We start from the raw sequence: 18,172 nt of genomic DNA on the forward strand, positions 1-18,172 counted from the left end.
ACTAGCCATTCGTCGCTTTTATCCCCGTGGCAGTACGCCGATCCACGCAGCAACCAGCAGTAAGATCGCCATCACCTGATTTAGCCGCTGCATCGCTCTCGCGGACGCCAGCATCCGGCCAGACCCAGCCCCCAGCACTGCCCATACCCCGAGGCACGGCAAAGAGACCAGGAAAAACACTATCGACAGGCTCAGCACATGCGCCTGACGCCCCTCTCCCTGCCCGGCGAACACGCTGACCACCGCCAACGCCATCATCCACGTCTTGGGGTTGACCAGTTGCAGGCCGGCCGCACCGATCATGCCCAGGCGCCTGTGTGCAGTATCGGTCTCGACGGCGCGGGCCGGTGCGCTGAAGATCTGCCAGGCCAGGTAGCTCAGCCAGGTGACGCCGACCCATTGCATGGCGGTTTGCACGCGCGGCAGGTGGATCAATGATTCACCGAGGCCTGAACCCACCGCCAACACAATCCCGGCCGCACCGGCACAGGCTCCGAGGATGATCGGGAGTGCTGCCCGCAGGCCATAACGCGCGCTGTTGCTCAGCACCAGGATATTGGTGGGGCCGGGGGTGATGGAGGCAATGAAGGCAAATAACAGGAAGGGCAGTAACGGGGAGGACATGCTGGGGACTCCAGTGAATCATTCAGTGGCGTCCATCCTCACAAGCCTGTGCGTTAACTGTCTGGAAGATTTGAGCAGCGCTTGCGGTACGCGGCCGGTGTCATGCCGTAGGCGCGCACGAACCAGCGGCCCAGGTGACTTTGATCGGCAAAGCCCAGGGCAATCGCCATATCCGCCGGTTGCTCGCCCTTGGCCAACAAATGCCGGGCACGGGCCAAGCGCAGTTGTACGAGGTAGGCATGCGGCGGCAGGCCGAAGGCGCTCTTGAACGCGCGGGTCAGGCGGAAGCGGTCGACGCCACAGGCTACGGCCAGTTCGTCCATGCCGACGTCTTGATGCAAGTGGGCATGCAGGTATTCGCGGGCCTTATGGGCGACCAGTGGCAAGCGTGGATCGTCACGGTAGCGCGCGCGCCACGCCAGGTGACCGGTGAGGCGCTCCAGCAATTGGTCCATGGCACGCTGGCGCACGATGCGCACTTCACCGCTGTGCAGCGTCTGGAACGCCTGGCTGGTGGCGATGGCCAGGCGTGGATCGCTGGTCAAGGTCGTGGCAAAACCCAGTTGGCTGTTGAGCGGCGCCTCTTCGAACACCGCACTCACTTCCCGCGCCAGCCACTGCGGGTCGAGGTACAGCATGTGGTAGGTAAAACCGTCTGCCGTGGGCGCGTCGCCGTCATGCAATTCACCAGGCTCCACCAGGAATACCTGGCCGGGCACGCTGTTGTGCCGGGTGCGACGGCAGTTGAACTGCTGCACGCCTTGTTCGGTGACGCCGATCAGGTAGCTGTCATGCCAGTGCGGGTCGTAAGCGTGGCCCTCGAAATGCGCGCGCAGGGTCTCGATGCCGGTGTCGGCGTCTTGGGACAGATCGATCCAATTGTGCGCGGCCATAAACCACCGAGACGGAATGTGTAAGGGTATTAGCGCCCACCGACACCTGAGCGTCTAGAAGGTTTGTGCAGCCTAGCCGAACAGCCCGGCGGCGATGTTGATCGAGAACCCCAGGATCGCCGTATTGAACAAAAAGCCGATCAGCGACTGCCCCAGCACCACCTTGCGCATGCCGCGCGTGGCGACGCCGACGTCAGAGGTTTGCACCGCCACGCCGATGGTGAAGGAGAAATACAGGAAGTCCCAGTAGTTCGGCGTCAACAGCCCTTCGGCAAACCGCAACGCCGGCTCCTTGCCATTCCAGGTGTAATACAGGCGGGCGTAATGCACGCTGAAAATCACCCCGATCAACAGCCATGAACCGATCACCGTCAGCCCGGTAAACCCGTAGTGCAGCAGGCGCTCGGAAGTGGCCAGGTCTTTGCTGCCCACCAGTTCGAAGGTGATGGTGGCCAGGCTCGCGATGGCGGCGATGCACACCGTGAACAGCACCAGCCCGGCGTTCTCATCCTCGATTTCGGCGATGCGCTTTACATCATCGGCCCTGGCACGGCTGGTCAACCACAGCATCAGTACCAGGTAGGTCCAGACCCCGGCGTTCCAGCCGATGAGGATTTTGCTGGCGAGGGTGTCGGCCGGTGCCAGGATGCCCACGGCAAGGCCGAGTACGGCGGCGGCGGAGAGGCGAGGGTGGGTGCGGGCGAGGAAGGGCATGGCGGCTCACAGAGGGTTACCTGTGAGCACCTTAGCGCATTTTTTGTGGCGAGCGGGGCAAGCCCGCTCGCCACAGTTACAGTGTCCCCCAAAAAGCCTTAGCGCTTTTTGCGCACCAGCTTCATGACCACCACAAAGAACACCGGCACAAACACCACCGCCAGGGTCGCGGTGATCATCCCGCCGATTACCCCGGTACCAATCGCCTGCTGGCTCGCCGAACTGGCACCGGTGGCAATCGCCAATGGCACCACGCCGAGGATAAACGCCAGCGAGGTCATGATGATCGGCCGCAACCGGAGCCGTGCGGCTTTCAGGGTGGCGTCGATCAGGTCTTCGCCCTGGTCATACAGGTCCTTGGCGAACTCGATGATCAGGATCGCGTTCTTCGCCGACAAGCCGATGATGGTGATCAGGCCGACCTTGAAAAACACATCGTTGGGCATGCCGCGCAAAGTCACCGCCAGCACCGCGCCGAGCACGCCCAACGGCACCACCAGCAACACCGACGTCGGGATCGACCAGCTCTCATACAGCGCCGCCAGGCACAGGAACACGATCAGCAACGACAGGCCCAGCAGGATCGGGGCCTGGGCGCCGGACAGGCGTTCCTGCAACGACAACCCGGTCCACTCCTGGCCCAGCCCCGCCGGCAGTTGGCTGACCAGGCGCTGGATTTCTTCCATCGCCTCGCCGGTGCTATGCCCCGGTGCCGCCTCGCCGGAAATCGCGATGGCGGGGTAGCCGTTATACCGCGTCAGTTGCGCCGGGCCCTGGGTCCATCTGGCGACCACAAACGCCGACAGCGGCACCATCTCCCCGGACTTGTTGCGCACGTTGATTTTCATCAAATCCGCCACCTGGCTGCGCTGATCGCCTTCGGCCTGAACCACCACGCGCTGCATGCGGCCCTGGTTGGGGAAGTCGTTGATATAGGCCGAACCGATAGCTGAAGACAGCACATTGCCCACATCGGCAAACGAGACGCCCAGCGCGTTGGCCTGCTTGCGGTCGACTTCCAACTGCACTTGCGGCGCCTCGGCCAGGGCACTTTCGCGCACGTTGGCCAGGATCGGGCTTTTTTCGGCCGCGGCGAGCAACTCGGTACGTGCCGCCATCAACGCCGCATGGCCAACACCGCCACGGTCCTGCAGGCGGAACTCGAAACCGCTGGAGGTGCCCAGGCCATCTACGGGAGGCGGCAGGACCGCATAGGCGATCGCGTCCTTGAGCTCGCTGAAGGCCATGTTGGCGCGGTCGGCAATCGAGGCGGCGGAGTCATCGCCGCCGCGTTCCGACCAGTCCTTGAGCGTAGTAAACGCCAGCGCGGCGTTTTGCCCGGAGCCGGAGAAGCTGAAGCCCATGATCATGGTGGTGTCACCCACCCCCGGTTCCTCGGCGTTGTGCGCTTCGATCTGCTCGGCCACCTGCACCGTGCGGTTCTTGCTCGCACCCGGCGGCAGCTGGATGTCAGTGATGGTGTAGCCCTGGTCTTCCACCGGCAGGAACGAGGAAGGCAGGCGACTGAACATCAGCCCCAGGCCCACCAGCAGCACCAGGTAGATCAGCAGGTATCGCCCGCTGCGCTTGAGGGCATAGGCCACCCAACCCTCGTAGCGGTCGCTGAGTTGCTCGAAGCGTTTGTTGAACCAGCCGAAGAACCCGCCCTTGGCATGGTGCTCGCCCTTGGCGATCGGTTTGAGCAAGGTGGCGCACAGGGCCGGGGTCAGCGTCAGGGCAAGGAACGCCGAGAACAGGATTGAGGTGGCCATCGACAGCGAGAACTGCTGGTAGATCACCCCCACCGAGCCGGCCATGAACGCCATCGGCAGGAACACCGCCACCAGCACCAGGGTAATACCGATGATGGCACCGGTGATCTGGCCCATGGCTTTCTTCGTCGCCTCCTTGGGCGACAGGCCCTCGGTGACCATGATCCGCTCGACGTTCTCCACCACCACGATGGCGTCATCCACCAAGATACCGATGGCCAGCACCATGCCGAACATGGTCAGCACGTTGATCGAGAAGCCCAGCAACAGCATGGTGGCGAAGGTGCCCATCAGCGCGATCGGCACCACCAGCGTCGGGATCAGCGTGTAGCGCACGTTCTGCAGGAACAGGAACATCACCGCAAACACCAGCGCCATCGCTTCGAGCAGGGTATAGACCACCTTGGTGATCGAGACCTTGACGAACGGCGAGGTGTCGTACGGGATCTTGTACTCCACATTGGCCGGGAAATAGCGCGACAGTTCATCCATCTTCGCCCGCACCAGGGTCGCGGTGTTCAGCGCATTTGCGCCCGGTGCCAGTTGCACGCTGACGGCGGTGGACGGCTTGCCGTTCAGGCGCGTGGAGAACTGGTATTCCTGGCTGCCGATTTCAACTCGCGCCACATCGCCGATGCGTACGGTGGAGCCGTCCGGGTTGGCCTTGAGCACAATGTCAGCGAACTCCGCCGGCGTGGACAGCTGGCCCTTGACCAGGATCGCCGCCGTGATTTCCTGGGTCTTGGTGCCCGGCAAATCGCCGATGCTGCCAGCGGAGACCTGGGCGTTCTGCGCGCTGATCGCGGCATTCACGTCGGCCGGTGTGAGGTTGAAACCGATCAGCTTCTGCGGGTCGATCCAGATGCGCATGGCGCGTTCGGCACCGTACAACTGCGCCTTGCCCACCCCGTCCAGGCGCTTGAGCTCGTTCATCACGTTGCGTGCCAGGTAATCGCTGAGCGCCACGTCGTCGAGCTTGCCGTCACTGGAGGTGAGGGTCACCAGCAGCAGGAAGCCGGCGGAGACTTTCTCCACCTGCAAACCTTGCTGGGTCACGGCCTGGGGCAGGCGCGGCTCCACCGCCTTGAGGCGGTTTTGCACATCGACCTGGGCCATTTCCGGGTTGGTGCCGGGTTGGAACGTGGCGGTAATCGTCGCCGAGCCGAGGCTGCTCTGGGATTCGAAATACAGCAGGTGATCGGCGCCGTTGAGCTCCTGCTCGATCAGGCTGACCACGCTTTCATCAAGGGTCTGGGCCGAGGCGCCTGGGTACACCGCGTAGATTTCCACCTTCGGCGGCGCAACGTTGGGGTACTGGGCCACCGGCAATTGCGGGATGGCCAACAAGCCGGCCAGCAGGATAAACAGGGCGACCACCCAGGCGAAGATCGGGCGGTCAATAAAGAACTGCGGCATTGTCAATGATCCTTATTGGCCGGAAGCCTGGGCGAGGGACGTGGGGCTGTCATCGACCTGGACTTTTTCACCGGGGCGCGCGTGCTGCAGGCCTTCGACGACGATACGGTCGCCGGGCTTGAGGCCGTGGCTGACGACCCAACGGTCATTGATGACCGCCCCCAGTTCTACCGGCTGCTGGCTGACGGTCTGCTCGGCGTCCAGCAGCAACACCATGGGGATGCCGGCGCTGTCGCGGGTGATGGCGCGTTGCGGCACGCTGATGCCTTGTTTGTCGACAGCCTGCTCCAGGCGTACCCGCACGAAGCTGCCGGGCAACAGGTCGAGGTCCGGGTTGGGGAACTCGCTGCGCAGGATGATCTGCCCGGTGCCCGGGTCGACGCTGATCTCGGCGAACAGCAACTTGCCCGGCAGCGGGTAGAGGCTGCCATCGTCCTGGATCAACGTGGCCTTGGCCTGGTCCTGGCCGACCTGCTTCAAGCTGCCGGCGCGGAAGGCGCGGCGCAGGTCGTTGAGCTCGCGGGTGGACTGGGTGAGGTCGGCGTGGATCGGGTCCAGTTGCTGGATGATCGCCAGGGGCGTGGCTTCGTTCTGGCCCACCAGTGCCCCTTCGGTCACCAGGGCGCGGCCGATGCGCCCGGAAATCGGCGCGGTCACGGTGGCGTAGCCCAGGTTCAACCTGGCGCGCTCGACGGCGGCCTTGTTGGCGGCGACTTCGGCGTTGGTCTGGCGCACGGCGGCGCGGGCGTTGTCGTAGTCCTGGCCGCTGATGGCGTTGCCTTCTACCAATTGGCTGTAGCGCTGCTCTTGCAGGCGCGCCTGGAACGCATTGGCCTCGGCCTTGCTCAGGTTGGCCTGGGCACTGTCCAGGTCAGCCTTGAACGGTGCCGGGTCGATGCGAAACAACACATCGCCCTGTTTGACGTCATGGCCTTCCTTGAACACCCGTTGCATCACCACCCCGGCGACCCGTGCGCGCACTTCGGCGATGCGCGGCGCGGCGATACGCCCGCTCAACTCGCTGGTGATGGAGAGAGGCTTGGCCTCAAGGGTTTCGATGCGCACTTTGGCCAGGGGCACTTCCGGCGCTTGCGCGGCGGATTTGTCACAGGCACTCAGGGCCAGCGTCAGGGCCAACAGGCAAAATGGCGCAAACAGATTCTTCGACATGCTCTTATCCCAATATTGACTGGCGCATCCTAAGGGCACCTGCGTCGCGGTGCTGTGAAGCTGTGTAGGTCGTCTGTGAAGAAATGTAAGGTGCGGCGCGCGGGGCGCCGAGGGCGTATATCCTTGCACAATCCTGCAACACATCAACGAACCGCATTATTTGGAAACACCATGCCCAACATCCTCCTGGTGGAAGACGACGCCGCACTCTCCGAGCTGATTGCCAGCTACCTGGAACGCAATGGCTACCACGTCAGCGTGCTCAGCCGGGGCGACCACGTCCGTGAACGCGCGCGCCTCAACCCGCCGGACCTGGTGATCCTCGACCTGATGCTGCCCGGCCTCGACGGCCTGCAAGTGTGCCGCCTGTTGCGCGCCGACTCGGCGGGCCTGCCGATCCTGATGCTTACCGCCCGCGATGACAGTCACGACCAGGTGCTGGGCCTGGAAATGGGCGCCGACGACTATGTCACCAAGCCCTGCGAGCCGCGCGTGCTGCTGGCGCGGGTGCGCACTTTGCTGCGGCGCAGCAGTCTGTCCGAGCCTCAGGTGGCCAGCGACCAGATCCTGATGGGCAACCTGTGCATCGACCTGTCGGAACGCACCGTGACCTGGCGCGAGCAGGCGGTGGAGTTGTCCAGTGGCGAATACAACCTGCTGGTGGTGCTGGCCCGGCATGCCGGCGAAGTGCTCAGCCGCGACCAGATCCTGCAACGCCTGCGCGGTATCGAGTTCAACGGCACCGACCGTTCGGTGGACGTGGCCATCTCCAAGCTGCGCCGCAAGTTCGACGACCACGCCGGTGAAGCGCGCAAGATCAAGACCGTATGGGGCAAGGGCTACCTGTTCAGCCGTTCCGAGTGGGAATGCTGATCGATGTTTCGTGTGCTGCTGCGTCTTTACCTGATCACCATCGTCACCTACAGCGCGGCGATCTTCCTGATTCCCAAGCTGGTGATCCAACTGTTCGAGCACCGCTACCTGGACTACAACGTCGAGCAGTCACGGGGCATGCAGAAGCTGATCGTCAAGCAGTACCTGCGCGCGCCGGTGGAGCGCTGGTCCCAGGTGACCGAGCAACTGGGCAGTGACTTCGCGCCCCTCAAAGTGCAATTGCTGTTGCGCCAGGACGCCAGCTACACCGCGCAGGAAGCGAAACTGCTGGAGCAGGGCAAGCCGGTGATTCACCTGGGGGAGTGGGGCTGGATGGAGGACATCAGCTCGCCGCTCAACGAGCAGTTCGTGGTCAAGCTCACCGTTCCGCCGGACCCGCTGGACATGAACCTGTTGTACTGGTCGATGAACGTGCTGATCGGTGCGGCGTTGCTGGCCTGCCTGCTGTTCTGGCTGCGCCCGCACTGGCGCGATCTCGAACGCCTGAAAAGCACCGCTACGCAACTGGGCAAGGGCAACCTGGCCGAGCGTACACAGATCCCGTCCAGCTCCAACATCGGCAGCCTGGCGGCGGTGTTTGACACCATGGCCGACGACATCGAACACCTCCTCAACCAGCAGCGCGATCTGCTCAACGCGGTCTCCCATGAACTGCGCACACCGCTCACGCGCCTGGATTTCGGCCTGGCCCTGGCGTTGTCGGAAGACTTGCCAGAGGCCAGTCGCGAACGCCTGCATGGCCTGGTGGCGCATATTCGTGAGCTGGATGAATTGGTGCTGGAGTTGCTGTCCTACAGTCGCCTGCAAAACCCGGCGCAACTGCCGGAGCGCGTGGAAGTGGTGCTCGATGAGTTTATCGACAGCGTGCTGGGCAGCGTCGATGACGAACTGGAAAACCCCGAGATCGTCATTGATGTGGCCCTTGATTGCACCGTGGAGCGCGTCAGCCTCGACCCACGCCTGACCGCCCGCGCCTTGCAGAACCTGCTGCGCAACGCCACGCGCTACTGCGAAAAGCGCATTCAGGTGGGGGTCAAGGTCTGCGCCAAAGGCTGTGAAATCTGGGTGGATGACGATGGCATCGGCATTCCGTTGGACCAGCGTGAGCGCATCTTCGAGCCGTTCTACCGCCTCGACCGCAGCCGCGACCGCGCCACGGGTGGCTTTGGCCTGGGCCTGGCGATCAGCCGGCGCGCCATGGAAGCCCAGGGCGGCACCCTGACGGCACTGGCCTCGCCGTTGGGTGGCGCGCGGTTCCGGGTGTGGCTGCCTAACGTCGCCTGATCAGAGCACCTTGACCGCACGGCCGATCGCCTGGATCGGCCCTGTGGGTTTACCGGTGGGCGAGCCACGTGGGTCTTCCAGGGTCAGTTCGAACAACTGGTTGGGCGCCAGCGGCGGCAGTTTGTCCAGCGGCACCGAGAGGGTTTGTCCCGGCTTGACCAGCCCCAGGGACACCGGGCCTTGCCAGCCATCGCCCTTGGTCCAGAACTGCAAGGCCTTGTCCGCTGGCACTTCCATCACGCCCAATGGAATCAACTGGATCTGCTGATTATTGCTGGCCTGGATCACCCAGCCCGGTGCCTGGTTTTGCGGCGCCACCAGCACCACCACAAAGCTGGGGGCCAGGGCCGGAGGGCGGGTCAGCAACAAGGCCGCCAGCACCAGCGTCGTCACCAGCCCCGCACCCGCCAGGCCCCGCCACAACGCCAGCAGGTTCCACCACCCTTCGCGGGGTTGCGCAGGGGCGAGGTTGCGCTGGATCCGCCGCCACAGTTCAGCGGAGGGCGGCACCGGTTCTGCCAGCACTGTGAGGGGGAACAGGCGCTGCTCCCAGGCGTCCACCGCCGCACGCAATTGCGCATCGTGCGGGAGGCGTTGTTCCACCTCGGCGCGCTGTTCGGCCGGCAGGGTGCCCAGTACGTATTCGCTGGCCAGTTCGTCGAGTGTTTCGTTCATGCCATGCACTCCCGCAGCGCGGCGAGGCTACGTTTGATCCAGGCCTTGACGGTCCCCAGCGGGGTGCCCAGTCTCGACGCGATTTCGCTGTGGGAATAACCGTCGACATAGGCATGCAGGATGCAGTTGCGACGGGCCGGGTCGAGTTGTTGCAGGCAGGTGTGCATCAAGCCTGCGCGTGCGGGGAATTCAAAGGTGTCGTGAGGCGCGGCGAGCTGTTCATGTTCCTCGCCCAGTGCCACCTCGCGATGGTGGTTGCGCACGTGGTTGAGGGCCAGGTGCCGGGTCACACTGAACACCCAACCCCGCGCCGAACCGCGCGACGGGTCGAAACTGCCGGCGCCGTGCCAGATCTTCATAAACGCGTCATGCACGACGTCTTCGGCCAGGGCTTTGTCCCGCACGATGCGCAACGCCACACCGAGCAAACGGCTGCTGTCCTGCTCATACAGCTGGCGCAGGGCACGTTGCTCGCCACGGGCACAGGCCGATAGGCAGGCTTCATAATCAAAATGGGCGTCAGGCAAGGCCACGTACTTCCACCCCTGTAATAACGATAACCACCCCTCTGTAGGAGCCGGCTTGCCGGCGAAAAACGCAAAGGCACCGCGTTTATGCTGGTGCCCCGCGTTATCGTTGACGCCCATCGCCGGCAAGCCGGCTCCTACAGTGGAGCAGCGTAGCGCAGTTTGCTCAGTTGGCCGCCCAGAAAATGTAGTCGGCCTGGTACTTCACCACTTCCTGCTTGCCCTTGTTGGCGGTGGTGCACTCGGTGCTCGGTGCCACGCCACCTTTGAGCGCAACCCGCTGGATGTAACTCACACCGCTCATCGCGCCCTTGCCTTCGGCCGGGTTGGCCTTGACCAGTTGATAGGGCAGGTTACCCGCACCCGAGGGGGCTACGGCGAGTTGGGTGCCGGTGATTTTCGAGCCGTCCTTGGCCTGCCAGGTTGCCGGTGGGCCGAAGTAGGTGCCCACTTGTTTGCCGCTGCGGTCATTCAGCACGGCCTTGGGACCGACGAAGGTCCATTCGGTCTGGCCGGCGGCGTTGGCCTTGTCGCGGCACTCGTAGGTGATTTCGCCGATGCCGGTGGTTTCCAGTGCCACCTTGTGGCCATCCGGCACCTTGATGCTGTCGGGCAAGCCGGCCTGGGCGAAGGCGGCGGGGCTGGCGATGAGCAAACCGGTGAAGCAGAGCAGGGCTTTAGCGTTCATGGGTAGTTCTCCATTCAGTCAAACAGCGGGGTTACTGAAGGGACTACCCATGACGCGCACGATTGGATGCAGCGATTAGAAAATAAATGATTGAAGGCGCACACTGTGCCCCCGCTTTACCCGAGGAGAGATTGGCAATGACTGGTGTTCACGCGTCTGCTCAACAAGGTTTCTCTACTCAGGCCGCTACCTACGCACAAGGTCGGCCGAATTATCCCCGGCAACTCACCGGCTGGCTCACGGATGTACTCGGCGTCGATGCACATTCATTAGTCGTCGACCTGGGCGCCGGCACCGGCAAGTTCACGCGCCTGCTCAGCACCCTGGCGCCGACGTTGATCGCTGTCGAACCGGTGCAGGCGATGGGCGCGCAGTTGACCCGGCTGCTGCCGGATGTGCGCCTGGTCAACGGCACCGCCGACGCCATTCCCCTGGAAACCGCCAGCGCTGACGCGGTGGTCTGTGCGCAAGCCTTCCACTGGTTCTCCACCCAGGCTGCGCTGGCGGAAATCCATCGCGTGCTCAAGCCCGAAGGGCGCCTTGGGCTGGTGTGGAATGTGCGTGATGAGTCGGTGGATTGGGTGGCGGCCATCACCGCGATCATTATGCCCTACGAGGGCGACACCCCGCGTTTTCACTCCGGGCGTTGGCGCGAAGCGTTCAACGGCGAGTACTTTTCCGACCCCGCAATGACGTGCTTCCCCTATAGCCACGTAGGCAGTCCCCAGGAAGTGATCATGGATCGCTTCCTCTCCGTGAGCTTTATTGCCGCATTGCCCGAGGCTGAAAAAGCCCTTGTGACCGAACAGTTACGTGGCTTGATCGCCACCCACCCGGCGCTGAAGGGCCGCGACACGGTAGCCTTTCCTTATCAGACGCAAGCCTATGTCTGCCGGCGACTGCCATAAAAGGCATAAAGTCAGATCATATTGATATAAGTCGTTATAAGAAAAATCGCTATCCTGCGGCCAGAATTTTATAAGGCCGCAGGTAGCTTTGATGGAAGTGGGTAACTTTGGTTTTGTAATTGCGGGCCTGATCGTTGGTTTTATCGTGGGGATGACCGGTGTCGGCGGGGGGTCGCTGATGACCCCGATCCTGTTGTGGTTCGGCATCAACCCGGCCACGGCCGTGGGCACTGACCTGCTGTACGCCGCCATCACCAAGTCCGGTGGCGTGCTGGTACACAGCAAGAACAAGAACATCGACTGGACCATCACCGGCTGGCTGACCCTGGGCAGCGTGCCTGCGGTGTTGCTGACCCTGTGGTTTCTCGCCAGCCTGCACACCGATCCCAGCGCCATGAACGCGGTGATCAAGCAGGCCCTCGGCGTGGTGCTGCTGCTGACCGCCCTGGCGATCCTGTTCAAGCAGCGCCTGTTGGCGTTCGCCCAGCGCCATGCGGGCGATCACTACCATATGAACCCGCGCAACCTGAATGCGCTGACCGTGGTGACCGGCGCGGTGCTGGGGACCATGGTAGCGCTCACCTCCATCGGCGCCGGCGCCCTCGGCACGGTCGCGTTGTTTATCCTCTATCCGTTCCTGGCCACGCGCCGCCTGGTCGGCACCGAGATCGCCCACGCCGTACCCCTGACCCTGGTGGCGGGCCTGGGCCATGCCGGCATGGGCAATATGGACTGGCACCTGCTGGGCTTTCTGCTGATGGGGTCGCTGCCGGGTATTTACTTCGGCAGCCACATGACCGGCAAAGTCCCGGACGGCGTACTGCGCCCGTGCCTGGCGATCATGTTGATGACCATCGGCTACAAATTGGCCTTCTAACGGCATACGCCCCTCCCACAGTTTTGACCCCGCTCAGCCTCAGGCTTTCGCCGGGCCATTACCGATCTGCCACACAAACGGCGGCTCCGTGCCGTTTATCACCCAGTCCCCCACGATCCGCGCCTTGTAGATCACCGGGTTGTGTGACGACACGGTCCGCGCATTGCGCCAATGGCGGTCCAGGGACTTGCCCTGGCGCACATCCGAGGCCCCCAGTGCGTTGAACAACTCACTGGTGGCGCGCTGGATCAGCTCCGACACCACCACCTGCGCTGTGGCCGACTCGATTTCGGCCGCCACGTTGGCTTCGCGCTCGACACCCTCATCCCCACCGAACCGCGCCAGGTACGCCCGTTGTGCTGGCACCGCAGCCTTCAACGCGCTGGCTTCAGCGGCGTAGACCAAGGCGGCGACTTCGCCGACCACCTGCTGGATTTGTGCATCCTGGCTGACATGCTGGGCATTGCCGTGGCTGTAGATGCGCTTGCGGCTGCGCACCTGGTGAGCCACATCGCGCAACGCGGCACGGCCGATACCCGCGAGGCTGGCTAACAGTACGAGTTGGTAGAAGGCGGTCTGGTATTTGAAGCGGGTCGCAAAGTCGATGACGTTTTCTGCCTCCACCACCGCATCGGTAAAGCGCGAGGTGCCGCTGCCCGTGGTGCGCTGGCCAAAGCCATCCCAGTCATCGCTATGCACCACGCCGGGTTGGCGCGCGCGGGTGGCGGCGATCACATCGCCGCCGGTGTCGCTGCGCTGGGCGTACACGTCGATCCAGTCAGAGAAAATGCTGCCGGTGCTGTAGAACTTTTCACCGTTGAGTTTCCACTGATCGCCGTCCGGGCTGACCTTGGTGACAACGTCGCCGATGGCCACGCCGCCGATTTCAGTCCAGGCGCAGCCGACGATGTCGCCGTCGACAAAGCGCTTGAACCACAGGTCGCGGCCGGCACTGGGCGGCGCATTCAGGCGGTCTTCGGCAAAGGCGAAATGCCCGCGCAGGGCCTGGGGCACGTTGGAGTCGGCCTCGGCCAGTTCGATCAGCAGTTCGAACAACTGCGGCAGCGACGCACCGCCACCGCCATATTCCACCGGCACCCGCACCGCGCCGAAGCCGGCCTCTTTGAGCCACTGGATCGGCTCATGGGGCAGGGCGCGGGTTTGCTCGCGTTCCACCGCGCCATCGGCGATGCGCTGGAAAATCGGACGAAAGCGTGCCGCCAGCGTGGGGTAGTCGACGCCGACAGACAGCGGGTTGATAACGTGGTGTTCGGTCATGAGCAAGGCTCCGGGGCAGTGATCGGTGCTGGGAGTGATTGCACACTCCGTGCCGGGTGCCAGGCCCAATGTTTACGGGGGGATGCACGCTGTTTACTGTTGCTCCAGCAACAGCAAACCGACAAAGCGTTGCAATCCCTGACATTGGCATTCCACGCTTCCCAGCCCCGAATTCGTGTCGCAACCCTTGTGGCGCGGGCGTTTGTCCGCGTCTGGCACGCTTGCTGCTCAACCCCTCAGTACATTCCTTAGTGCGAGGTACCGTTCGATGAGTCAGCAAGCCGTGAAATTTGCCTATTGGGTGCCCAACGTCAGCGGTGGGCTGGTGGTCAGCAAGATCGAACAACGCACCCACTGGGGCATTGACTACAACCGCAAACTGGCGCAACTGGCCGAGGAAGCCGGCTTCGAATACGGCCTGACCCAGATCCGCTTCACCGCCGGCTACGGCGCCGAGAACCAGCATGAATCCGTGGCGTTCAGCCATGCATTGCTGGCGGCGACCACCAAGTTGAAGGTCATCGCTGCGATCCTGCCCGGCCCGTGGCAGCCGGCGCTGGCGGCCAAGCAACTGGCGACCATCGACCAGCTCACCAATGGCCGCATTGCGGTGAACATCGTCAGTGGCTGGTTCAAGGGCGAGTTCCAGGCCATCGGTGAACACTGGTTGGAGCACGACGAGCGCTATCGCCGTTCCGAGGAGTTCATCCGCGCCCTCAAAGGCATCTGGACCCAGGACGACTTTACCTTCAAGGGCGACTTCTACCGTTTCAACAACTACACCCTCAAACCCAAGCCGCTGGGCCAGCCGGAAGTGTTCCAGGGCGGCAGTTCACGGGCCGCGCGGGATATGGCGGCGCGTGTGTCGGACTGGTATTTCACCAACGGCAACACTCCAGAAGGTATCAAGGCCCAGGTCGATGACATTCGCACCAAGGCTGCCGCGAACAACCATTCGGTCAAGGTCGGTGTAAATGCATTCATCATCGCCCGCGACACCGAGGAAGAAGCCCGCGCCGTGCTCGCAGAGATCATCGACAAGGCCGACCCGGAAGCCGTGAATGCCTTTGGCGACGCGGCCAAGCAGGCCGGCAAGGCGTCCCCCGAAGGCGAGGGCAACTGGGCCAAGTCCAGCTTTGAAGACCTGGTGCAGTACAACGATGGCTTCAAGACCAACCTGATCGGCACCCCGCAGCAGATTGCCGAGCGCATCGTCGCGCTCAAGGCCGTGGGCGTGGACCTGGTACTGGCGGGCTTCCTGCACTTCCAGGAAGAAGTGGAGTACTTCGGCAAGCGCGTGTTGCCGCTGGTACGTGAGCTGGAAGCCAAGGCCGGGATCAAGCAGGTGGCCTGACCAAGGTTTTTTCCAGGCGCAGGGCAGAGGTGTGGTCTGCGTAGTAGTCGTTGACCACGGCGAAGCGCCGGTAGCCATTGCGCTCATACAGCGCCAAGGCACCGGGGTTGTCGGTGCGCACCTCCAGGCGCAGGTGCGCGCACCCGTGCGTCACCCCGCAGGCCTCGACATGGCTGAGCAACTGTTTGCCCAGTCCGAGGCCGCGTGCGTGGTCGGCAACGGCGATGGAATACAGGCGCGCCAACCGGCTGCGACGGCGAAACAGCACCAGCGCGTAACCAAGCAACTGCCCGTCCTGTTCCGCCACCAGCAACTGGCCATGGGCGCGGCCGATCATCCAGTGAAAACTGCGCGATGATAGCCGGTCGCTGCTGAAACACTGGTGTTCCAATGCGACTAATGCCGGTACATCACCGGGTAATGCAACGCGAGAGAAAAGAGCCATATGACCGCCGTAAAAGTTGCGTAACGAAACGAGACTTCTCTAAAAGATCGTGCTTAATAGAAAAGGTCGAGTTCTCTAAAGCGGATCAAATATTATGTCGGCGGTACAAGGTCATTGGCGTGAAGTATCCGAGCAAAGTGTCGCGGCGACAATAACTTCGAGGGGATTTTTTTCGGTACCGCCTCGAAGTAACAGTCAAGTGCTGATTATTGTTGAACGCAAGGAAGATTGGGCCTCCTACTTTCCCAGCGAAGACATCGTCACCGCCCAGGAATACCTGGAGCAAACCTGGCAGAACGACACGGGCAAGCGTGTGCAGGTGATCAACCTGTGCCGCAGCTACAAGTACCTGGGGCACGGCTACTACTGCTCGTTGCTGGCCGAAGCGCGCGGGCACAAGGTAATTCCCTCGGTGCGCACCATCAGTGAGTTGACTAAGAAGTCGCTGTACGGCCTGGCGCTGGATGACTTGGATAAAACCCTTGATAAAGCCTTGAGTCATCACCTCTACAGTAATACCGAAGGGTTTACCCTGACACTCTACTTCGGCAGGACCAATATAGAACCGTTGCAGGAACTGGCCCGTCAGTTGTTTGAAACCTTTCCCAGCCCGATTCTCTTAGTTGAATTCAGAAAGAACAACGGTTGGCATATCGAAGGGGTGAAGTCCGGCGTACTGCACAAGTTGCGCGACGACCAGGAAGATCAATTCGCCCATGCCCTTGATAACTTCAGCCGCAAGATCTGGCGCCAACCCCGTTCACGCCGCCTGGCCCGTTATGACCTGGCGATCCTGCACGATCCACAGGAGCAACTGCCACCGTCCAACGCCCGGGCCTTGGAGAACTTCATCCGCGTGGGCAAGGGCCTGGGCATTGATGTGGAGCTGATCGAGCGCAAGGACTACGCGCGCCTGGCCGAATACGACGCCTTGCTGATCCGCGAGACCACCAGCGTCGACAACCATACCTACCGCTTCGCGAAGAAAGCCGAAAGCGAAGGCCTGGTGGTGATGGACGACCCCGCCTCGATCCTGCGCTGCACCAACAAGGTCTACCTCACCGACCTGCTCAACAGCCATCACCTGGGCATGCCCGCCACCGAGATTCTCTACAAGGAGCGACCGGAAGATTTCGAACGGGTCGGCGAGCGCCTCGGGTTTCCGCTGGTGTTGAAGATTCCCGACGGGTGTTTCTCCCGTGGCGTGATCAAGGTCGAAAGCCAGGAAGCCTTGCTCAAGGCCACCGCCGAGTTGTTCGAGCATTCGGTGCTGCTGCTGGCCCAGGAATTCTTCTACACCGAGTACGACTGGCGCATCGGCGTACTCAACCGCAAACCGATCTTCGCCTGCCAGTACTTCATGTCCAAGGGCCACTGGCAGATCTATAACCACAAGGCCATCGGCCAGGCCATCAACGGCGAATGCCGCACCCTGGCCGTCCATGAAGCGCCCAAGGCGGTGGTGGAACTGGCGGTGAAGACCGCCAACCTGATCGGCGACGGCCTGTACGGTGTGGACCTCAAGCAGTCCGGCGACAAGGTGGTAGTGATTGAGGTCAACGACAACCCCAACCTCGATGCCGGCATCGAAGATGCCTACTTGCAGGACGACCTGTACAGCCTGGTGCTGGAAGAATTCGTGCGGCGCCTGGAGTTGAAACGCCAGGGCCAGGTCTGGTGACGCGCGATGATTCAGCGCTTTGAACTGACCGATGGAAAGCTGCGCAGCGGGGATAGCGATGCGGCCCCGATCCTGTTGTTCAACAACCCCGACCTGGCCGAGCGCGAGTGGCTGCGCGATCACCACAAGCTCGACGAGCACGCGTTGGCGTCGGCGCTCGACCCGGACGAAGTCTCACGCATCGAATTTCATCCCGACAACCTGTTCCTGATCTGGAAGCGCCCGGAGAACTATTCCGGTGGCGGCAACCTGGTGTTCGAAGTGGCGTCGTGCGGCCTGCTGTTTTCACCCGGCCGCCTGCTGGTGATCGCCACCGATGAAACCCCACTGAGTGGCCTGGGCCAGCGCCGGCCGTTGCACACGCCGCTGGACGTATTGCTCGACCTGCTGCTCAACAACATCCACCACTACCTGGGCCACCTCAAGGTGATCAAGCTGGTTGCACGGGAGTTGCAGCAGCAGTTCAACGCGTCCATGAGCAACCATCACCTGATGCAGATGTTCAGCCTCAGCGAAAGCCTGATCTATTACATCAACGCGCTGCACAGCAACGGCGCCGTGCTGTCGCGGTTGCGCAACCATGGGGAAAAGGAGCACTTCAGTGCCGAGATCCTCGGCCTGATCGATGATCTGATCATTGAGAATCACCAGTGCTACAAACAGGCCGAGATCTATTCCAACGTGTTTTCCGGGCTGATCGATGCGCGCGGCAACCTGATGAACAACAGCATGAACAACCTGTTGCGCAAGCTCACGCTGATCAATGTGGTGTTCCTGCCGCTCAACCTGATCGCCAGCATTGGCGGTATGTCGGAGTTCAGCATGATGACGGCGGGTACGCCGTGGTGGGTGTCGTACCCGTTGTTCCTGGCTGCGATGGGGTTGGGGGCAGGCTTGATGGTGCTAGTGCTCAAGCGGATGGCGGGCGCGACGATGTAAAGGTGGCGATGCATCAGGCACGCCTCTGCGCCT

The 18,172-nt window shown here is 62.6% G+C and carries 16 protein-coding genes and 1 pseudogene; 7 read left to right on the top strand and 10 right to left on the bottom strand.

The window, feature by feature from the left end; translation table 11 throughout:
• Positions 1-18 precede the first annotated feature (18 nt).
• The 5 genes from AD670_RS17835 to AD670_RS17855 form a co-directional block, all read right to left on the bottom strand.
• Complete coding sequence (locus AD670_RS17835) at positions 19-624, bottom strand: LysE family translocator (RefSeq protein ID WP_053135141.1); 606 nt, start codon at positions 622-624, stop codon at positions 19-21.
• Positions 625-677: 53 nt separating this feature from the next.
• A complete protein-coding gene (locus AD670_RS17840) occupies positions 678-1,517 on the bottom strand; it encodes an AraC family transcriptional regulator (RefSeq protein WP_053135144.1) in 840 nt (279 codons plus the stop codon).
• Between the two features lie 72 nt (positions 1,518-1,589).
• Complete coding sequence (locus AD670_RS17845) at positions 1,590-2,231, bottom strand: DUF1345 domain-containing protein (protein WP_053135146.1); 642 nt, start codon at positions 2,229-2,231, stop codon at positions 1,590-1,592.
• 98 nt (positions 2,232-2,329) lie between these two features.
• Positions 2,330-5,419 (bottom strand): efflux RND transporter permease subunit, encoded by a 3,090-nt coding sequence (locus AD670_RS17850; protein ID WP_053135150.1) that lies wholly within the window; start codon positions 5,417-5,419, stop codon positions 2,330-2,332.
• A gap of 12 nt (positions 5,420-5,431) precedes the next feature.
• Positions 5,432-6,589, bottom strand: coding sequence for an efflux RND transporter periplasmic adaptor subunit (locus tag AD670_RS17855; RefSeq protein WP_053135153.1), 1,158 nt, complete (start codon positions 6,587-6,589; stop codon positions 5,432-5,434).
• Positions 6,590-6,760: 171 nt separating this feature from the next.
• Here AD670_RS17855 and AD670_RS17860 point away from each other — a divergent pair, with 171 nt between their 5' ends.
• Positions 6,761-7,462: a response regulator transcription factor gene (locus tag AD670_RS17860; RefSeq protein WP_053135156.1), complete on the top strand. Its 702-nt coding sequence runs from the start codon at positions 6,761-6,763 to the stop codon at positions 7,460-7,462.
• A 3-nt stretch (positions 7,463-7,465) separates the two neighbouring features.
• Complete coding sequence (locus AD670_RS17865) at positions 7,466-8,767, top strand: ATP-binding protein (protein ID WP_053135159.1); 1,302 nt, start codon at positions 7,466-7,468, stop codon at positions 8,765-8,767.
• Here AD670_RS17865 and AD670_RS17870 read toward each other — a convergent pair whose 3' ends face one another.
• The 3 genes from AD670_RS17870 to AD670_RS17880 form a co-directional block, all read right to left on the bottom strand.
• Positions 8,768-9,442, bottom strand: coding sequence for an anti-sigma factor domain-containing protein (locus AD670_RS17870; protein WP_053135163.1), 675 nt, complete (start codon positions 9,440-9,442; stop codon positions 8,768-8,770).
• The gene (locus tag AD670_RS17875) at positions 9,439-9,969 is read right to left on the bottom strand and encodes a sigma-70 family RNA polymerase sigma factor (RefSeq protein WP_053135347.1); all 531 of its coding nucleotides are present in this window, start codon (positions 9,967-9,969) and stop codon (positions 9,439-9,441) included. Before AD670_RS17875 ends, AD670_RS17870 begins: the two co-directional genes overlap by 4 nt.
• A 166-nt stretch (positions 9,970-10,135) precedes the next feature.
• Positions 10,136-10,657: a DUF3455 domain-containing protein gene (locus AD670_RS17880; protein ID WP_053135166.1), complete on the bottom strand. Its 522-nt coding sequence runs from the start codon at positions 10,655-10,657 to the stop codon at positions 10,136-10,138.
• Positions 10,658-10,794: 137 nt separating this feature from the next.
• On the opposite strand from AD670_RS17880, the gene AD670_RS17885 reads away from it, so the two are divergent.
• Both AD670_RS17885 and AD670_RS17890 read left to right on the top strand, forming a co-directional pair.
• On the top strand, positions 10,795-11,565 hold the full coding sequence (locus AD670_RS17885; RefSeq protein ID WP_053135169.1) for a class I SAM-dependent methyltransferase: 771 nt from the start codon (positions 10,795-10,797) through the stop codon (positions 11,563-11,565).
• Between the two features lie 91 nt (positions 11,566-11,656).
• On the top strand, positions 11,657-12,442 hold the full coding sequence (locus tag AD670_RS17890) for a sulfite exporter TauE/SafE family protein (RefSeq protein ID WP_027606416.1): 786 nt from the start codon (positions 11,657-11,659) through the stop codon (positions 12,440-12,442).
• 39 nt (positions 12,443-12,481) lie between these two features.
• Here AD670_RS17890 and AD670_RS17895 read toward each other — a convergent pair whose 3' ends face one another.
• A complete protein-coding gene (locus AD670_RS17895; protein ID WP_053135172.1) occupies positions 12,482-13,720 on the bottom strand; it encodes an acyl-CoA dehydrogenase family protein in 1,239 nt (412 codons plus the stop codon).
• A 268-nt stretch (positions 13,721-13,988) separates the two neighbouring features.
• Between AD670_RS17895 and sfnG the strand changes: the two genes are divergently transcribed.
• Complete coding sequence (gene sfnG / locus AD670_RS17900; RefSeq protein ID WP_032886892.1) at positions 13,989-15,074, top strand: dimethylsulfone monooxygenase SfnG; 1,086 nt, start codon at positions 13,989-13,991, stop codon at positions 15,072-15,074.
• Here the strand turns inward: sfnG and AD670_RS17905 are convergent.
• Positions 15,070-15,519, bottom strand: a pseudogene (locus AD670_RS17905) (GNAT family N-acetyltransferase); the annotation flags it as partial. The gene sfnG and the pseudogene AD670_RS17905 sit on opposite strands and share 5 nt — an antisense overlap.
• 94 nt (positions 15,520-15,613) lie before the next feature.
• Between AD670_RS17905 and AD670_RS17910 the strand changes: the two are divergent.
• Both AD670_RS17910 and AD670_RS17915 read left to right on the top strand, forming a co-directional pair.
• Positions 15,614-17,200, top strand: a complete 1,587-nt coding sequence (locus tag AD670_RS17910) for a RimK family protein (RefSeq protein ID WP_053135178.1) — start codon at positions 15,614-15,616, stop codon at positions 17,198-17,200.
• Between the two features lie 6 nt (positions 17,201-17,206).
• Positions 17,207-18,139, top strand: a complete 933-nt coding sequence (locus AD670_RS17915; RefSeq protein ID WP_053135181.1) for a magnesium transporter CorA family protein — start codon at positions 17,207-17,209, stop codon at positions 18,137-18,139.
• Positions 18,140-18,172: the final 33 nt, after the last annotated feature.

This window comes from Pseudomonas sp. MIACH, assembly GCF_001269925.1.
Lineage (GTDB): Bacteria > Pseudomonadota > Gammaproteobacteria > Pseudomonadales > Pseudomonadaceae > Aquipseudomonas.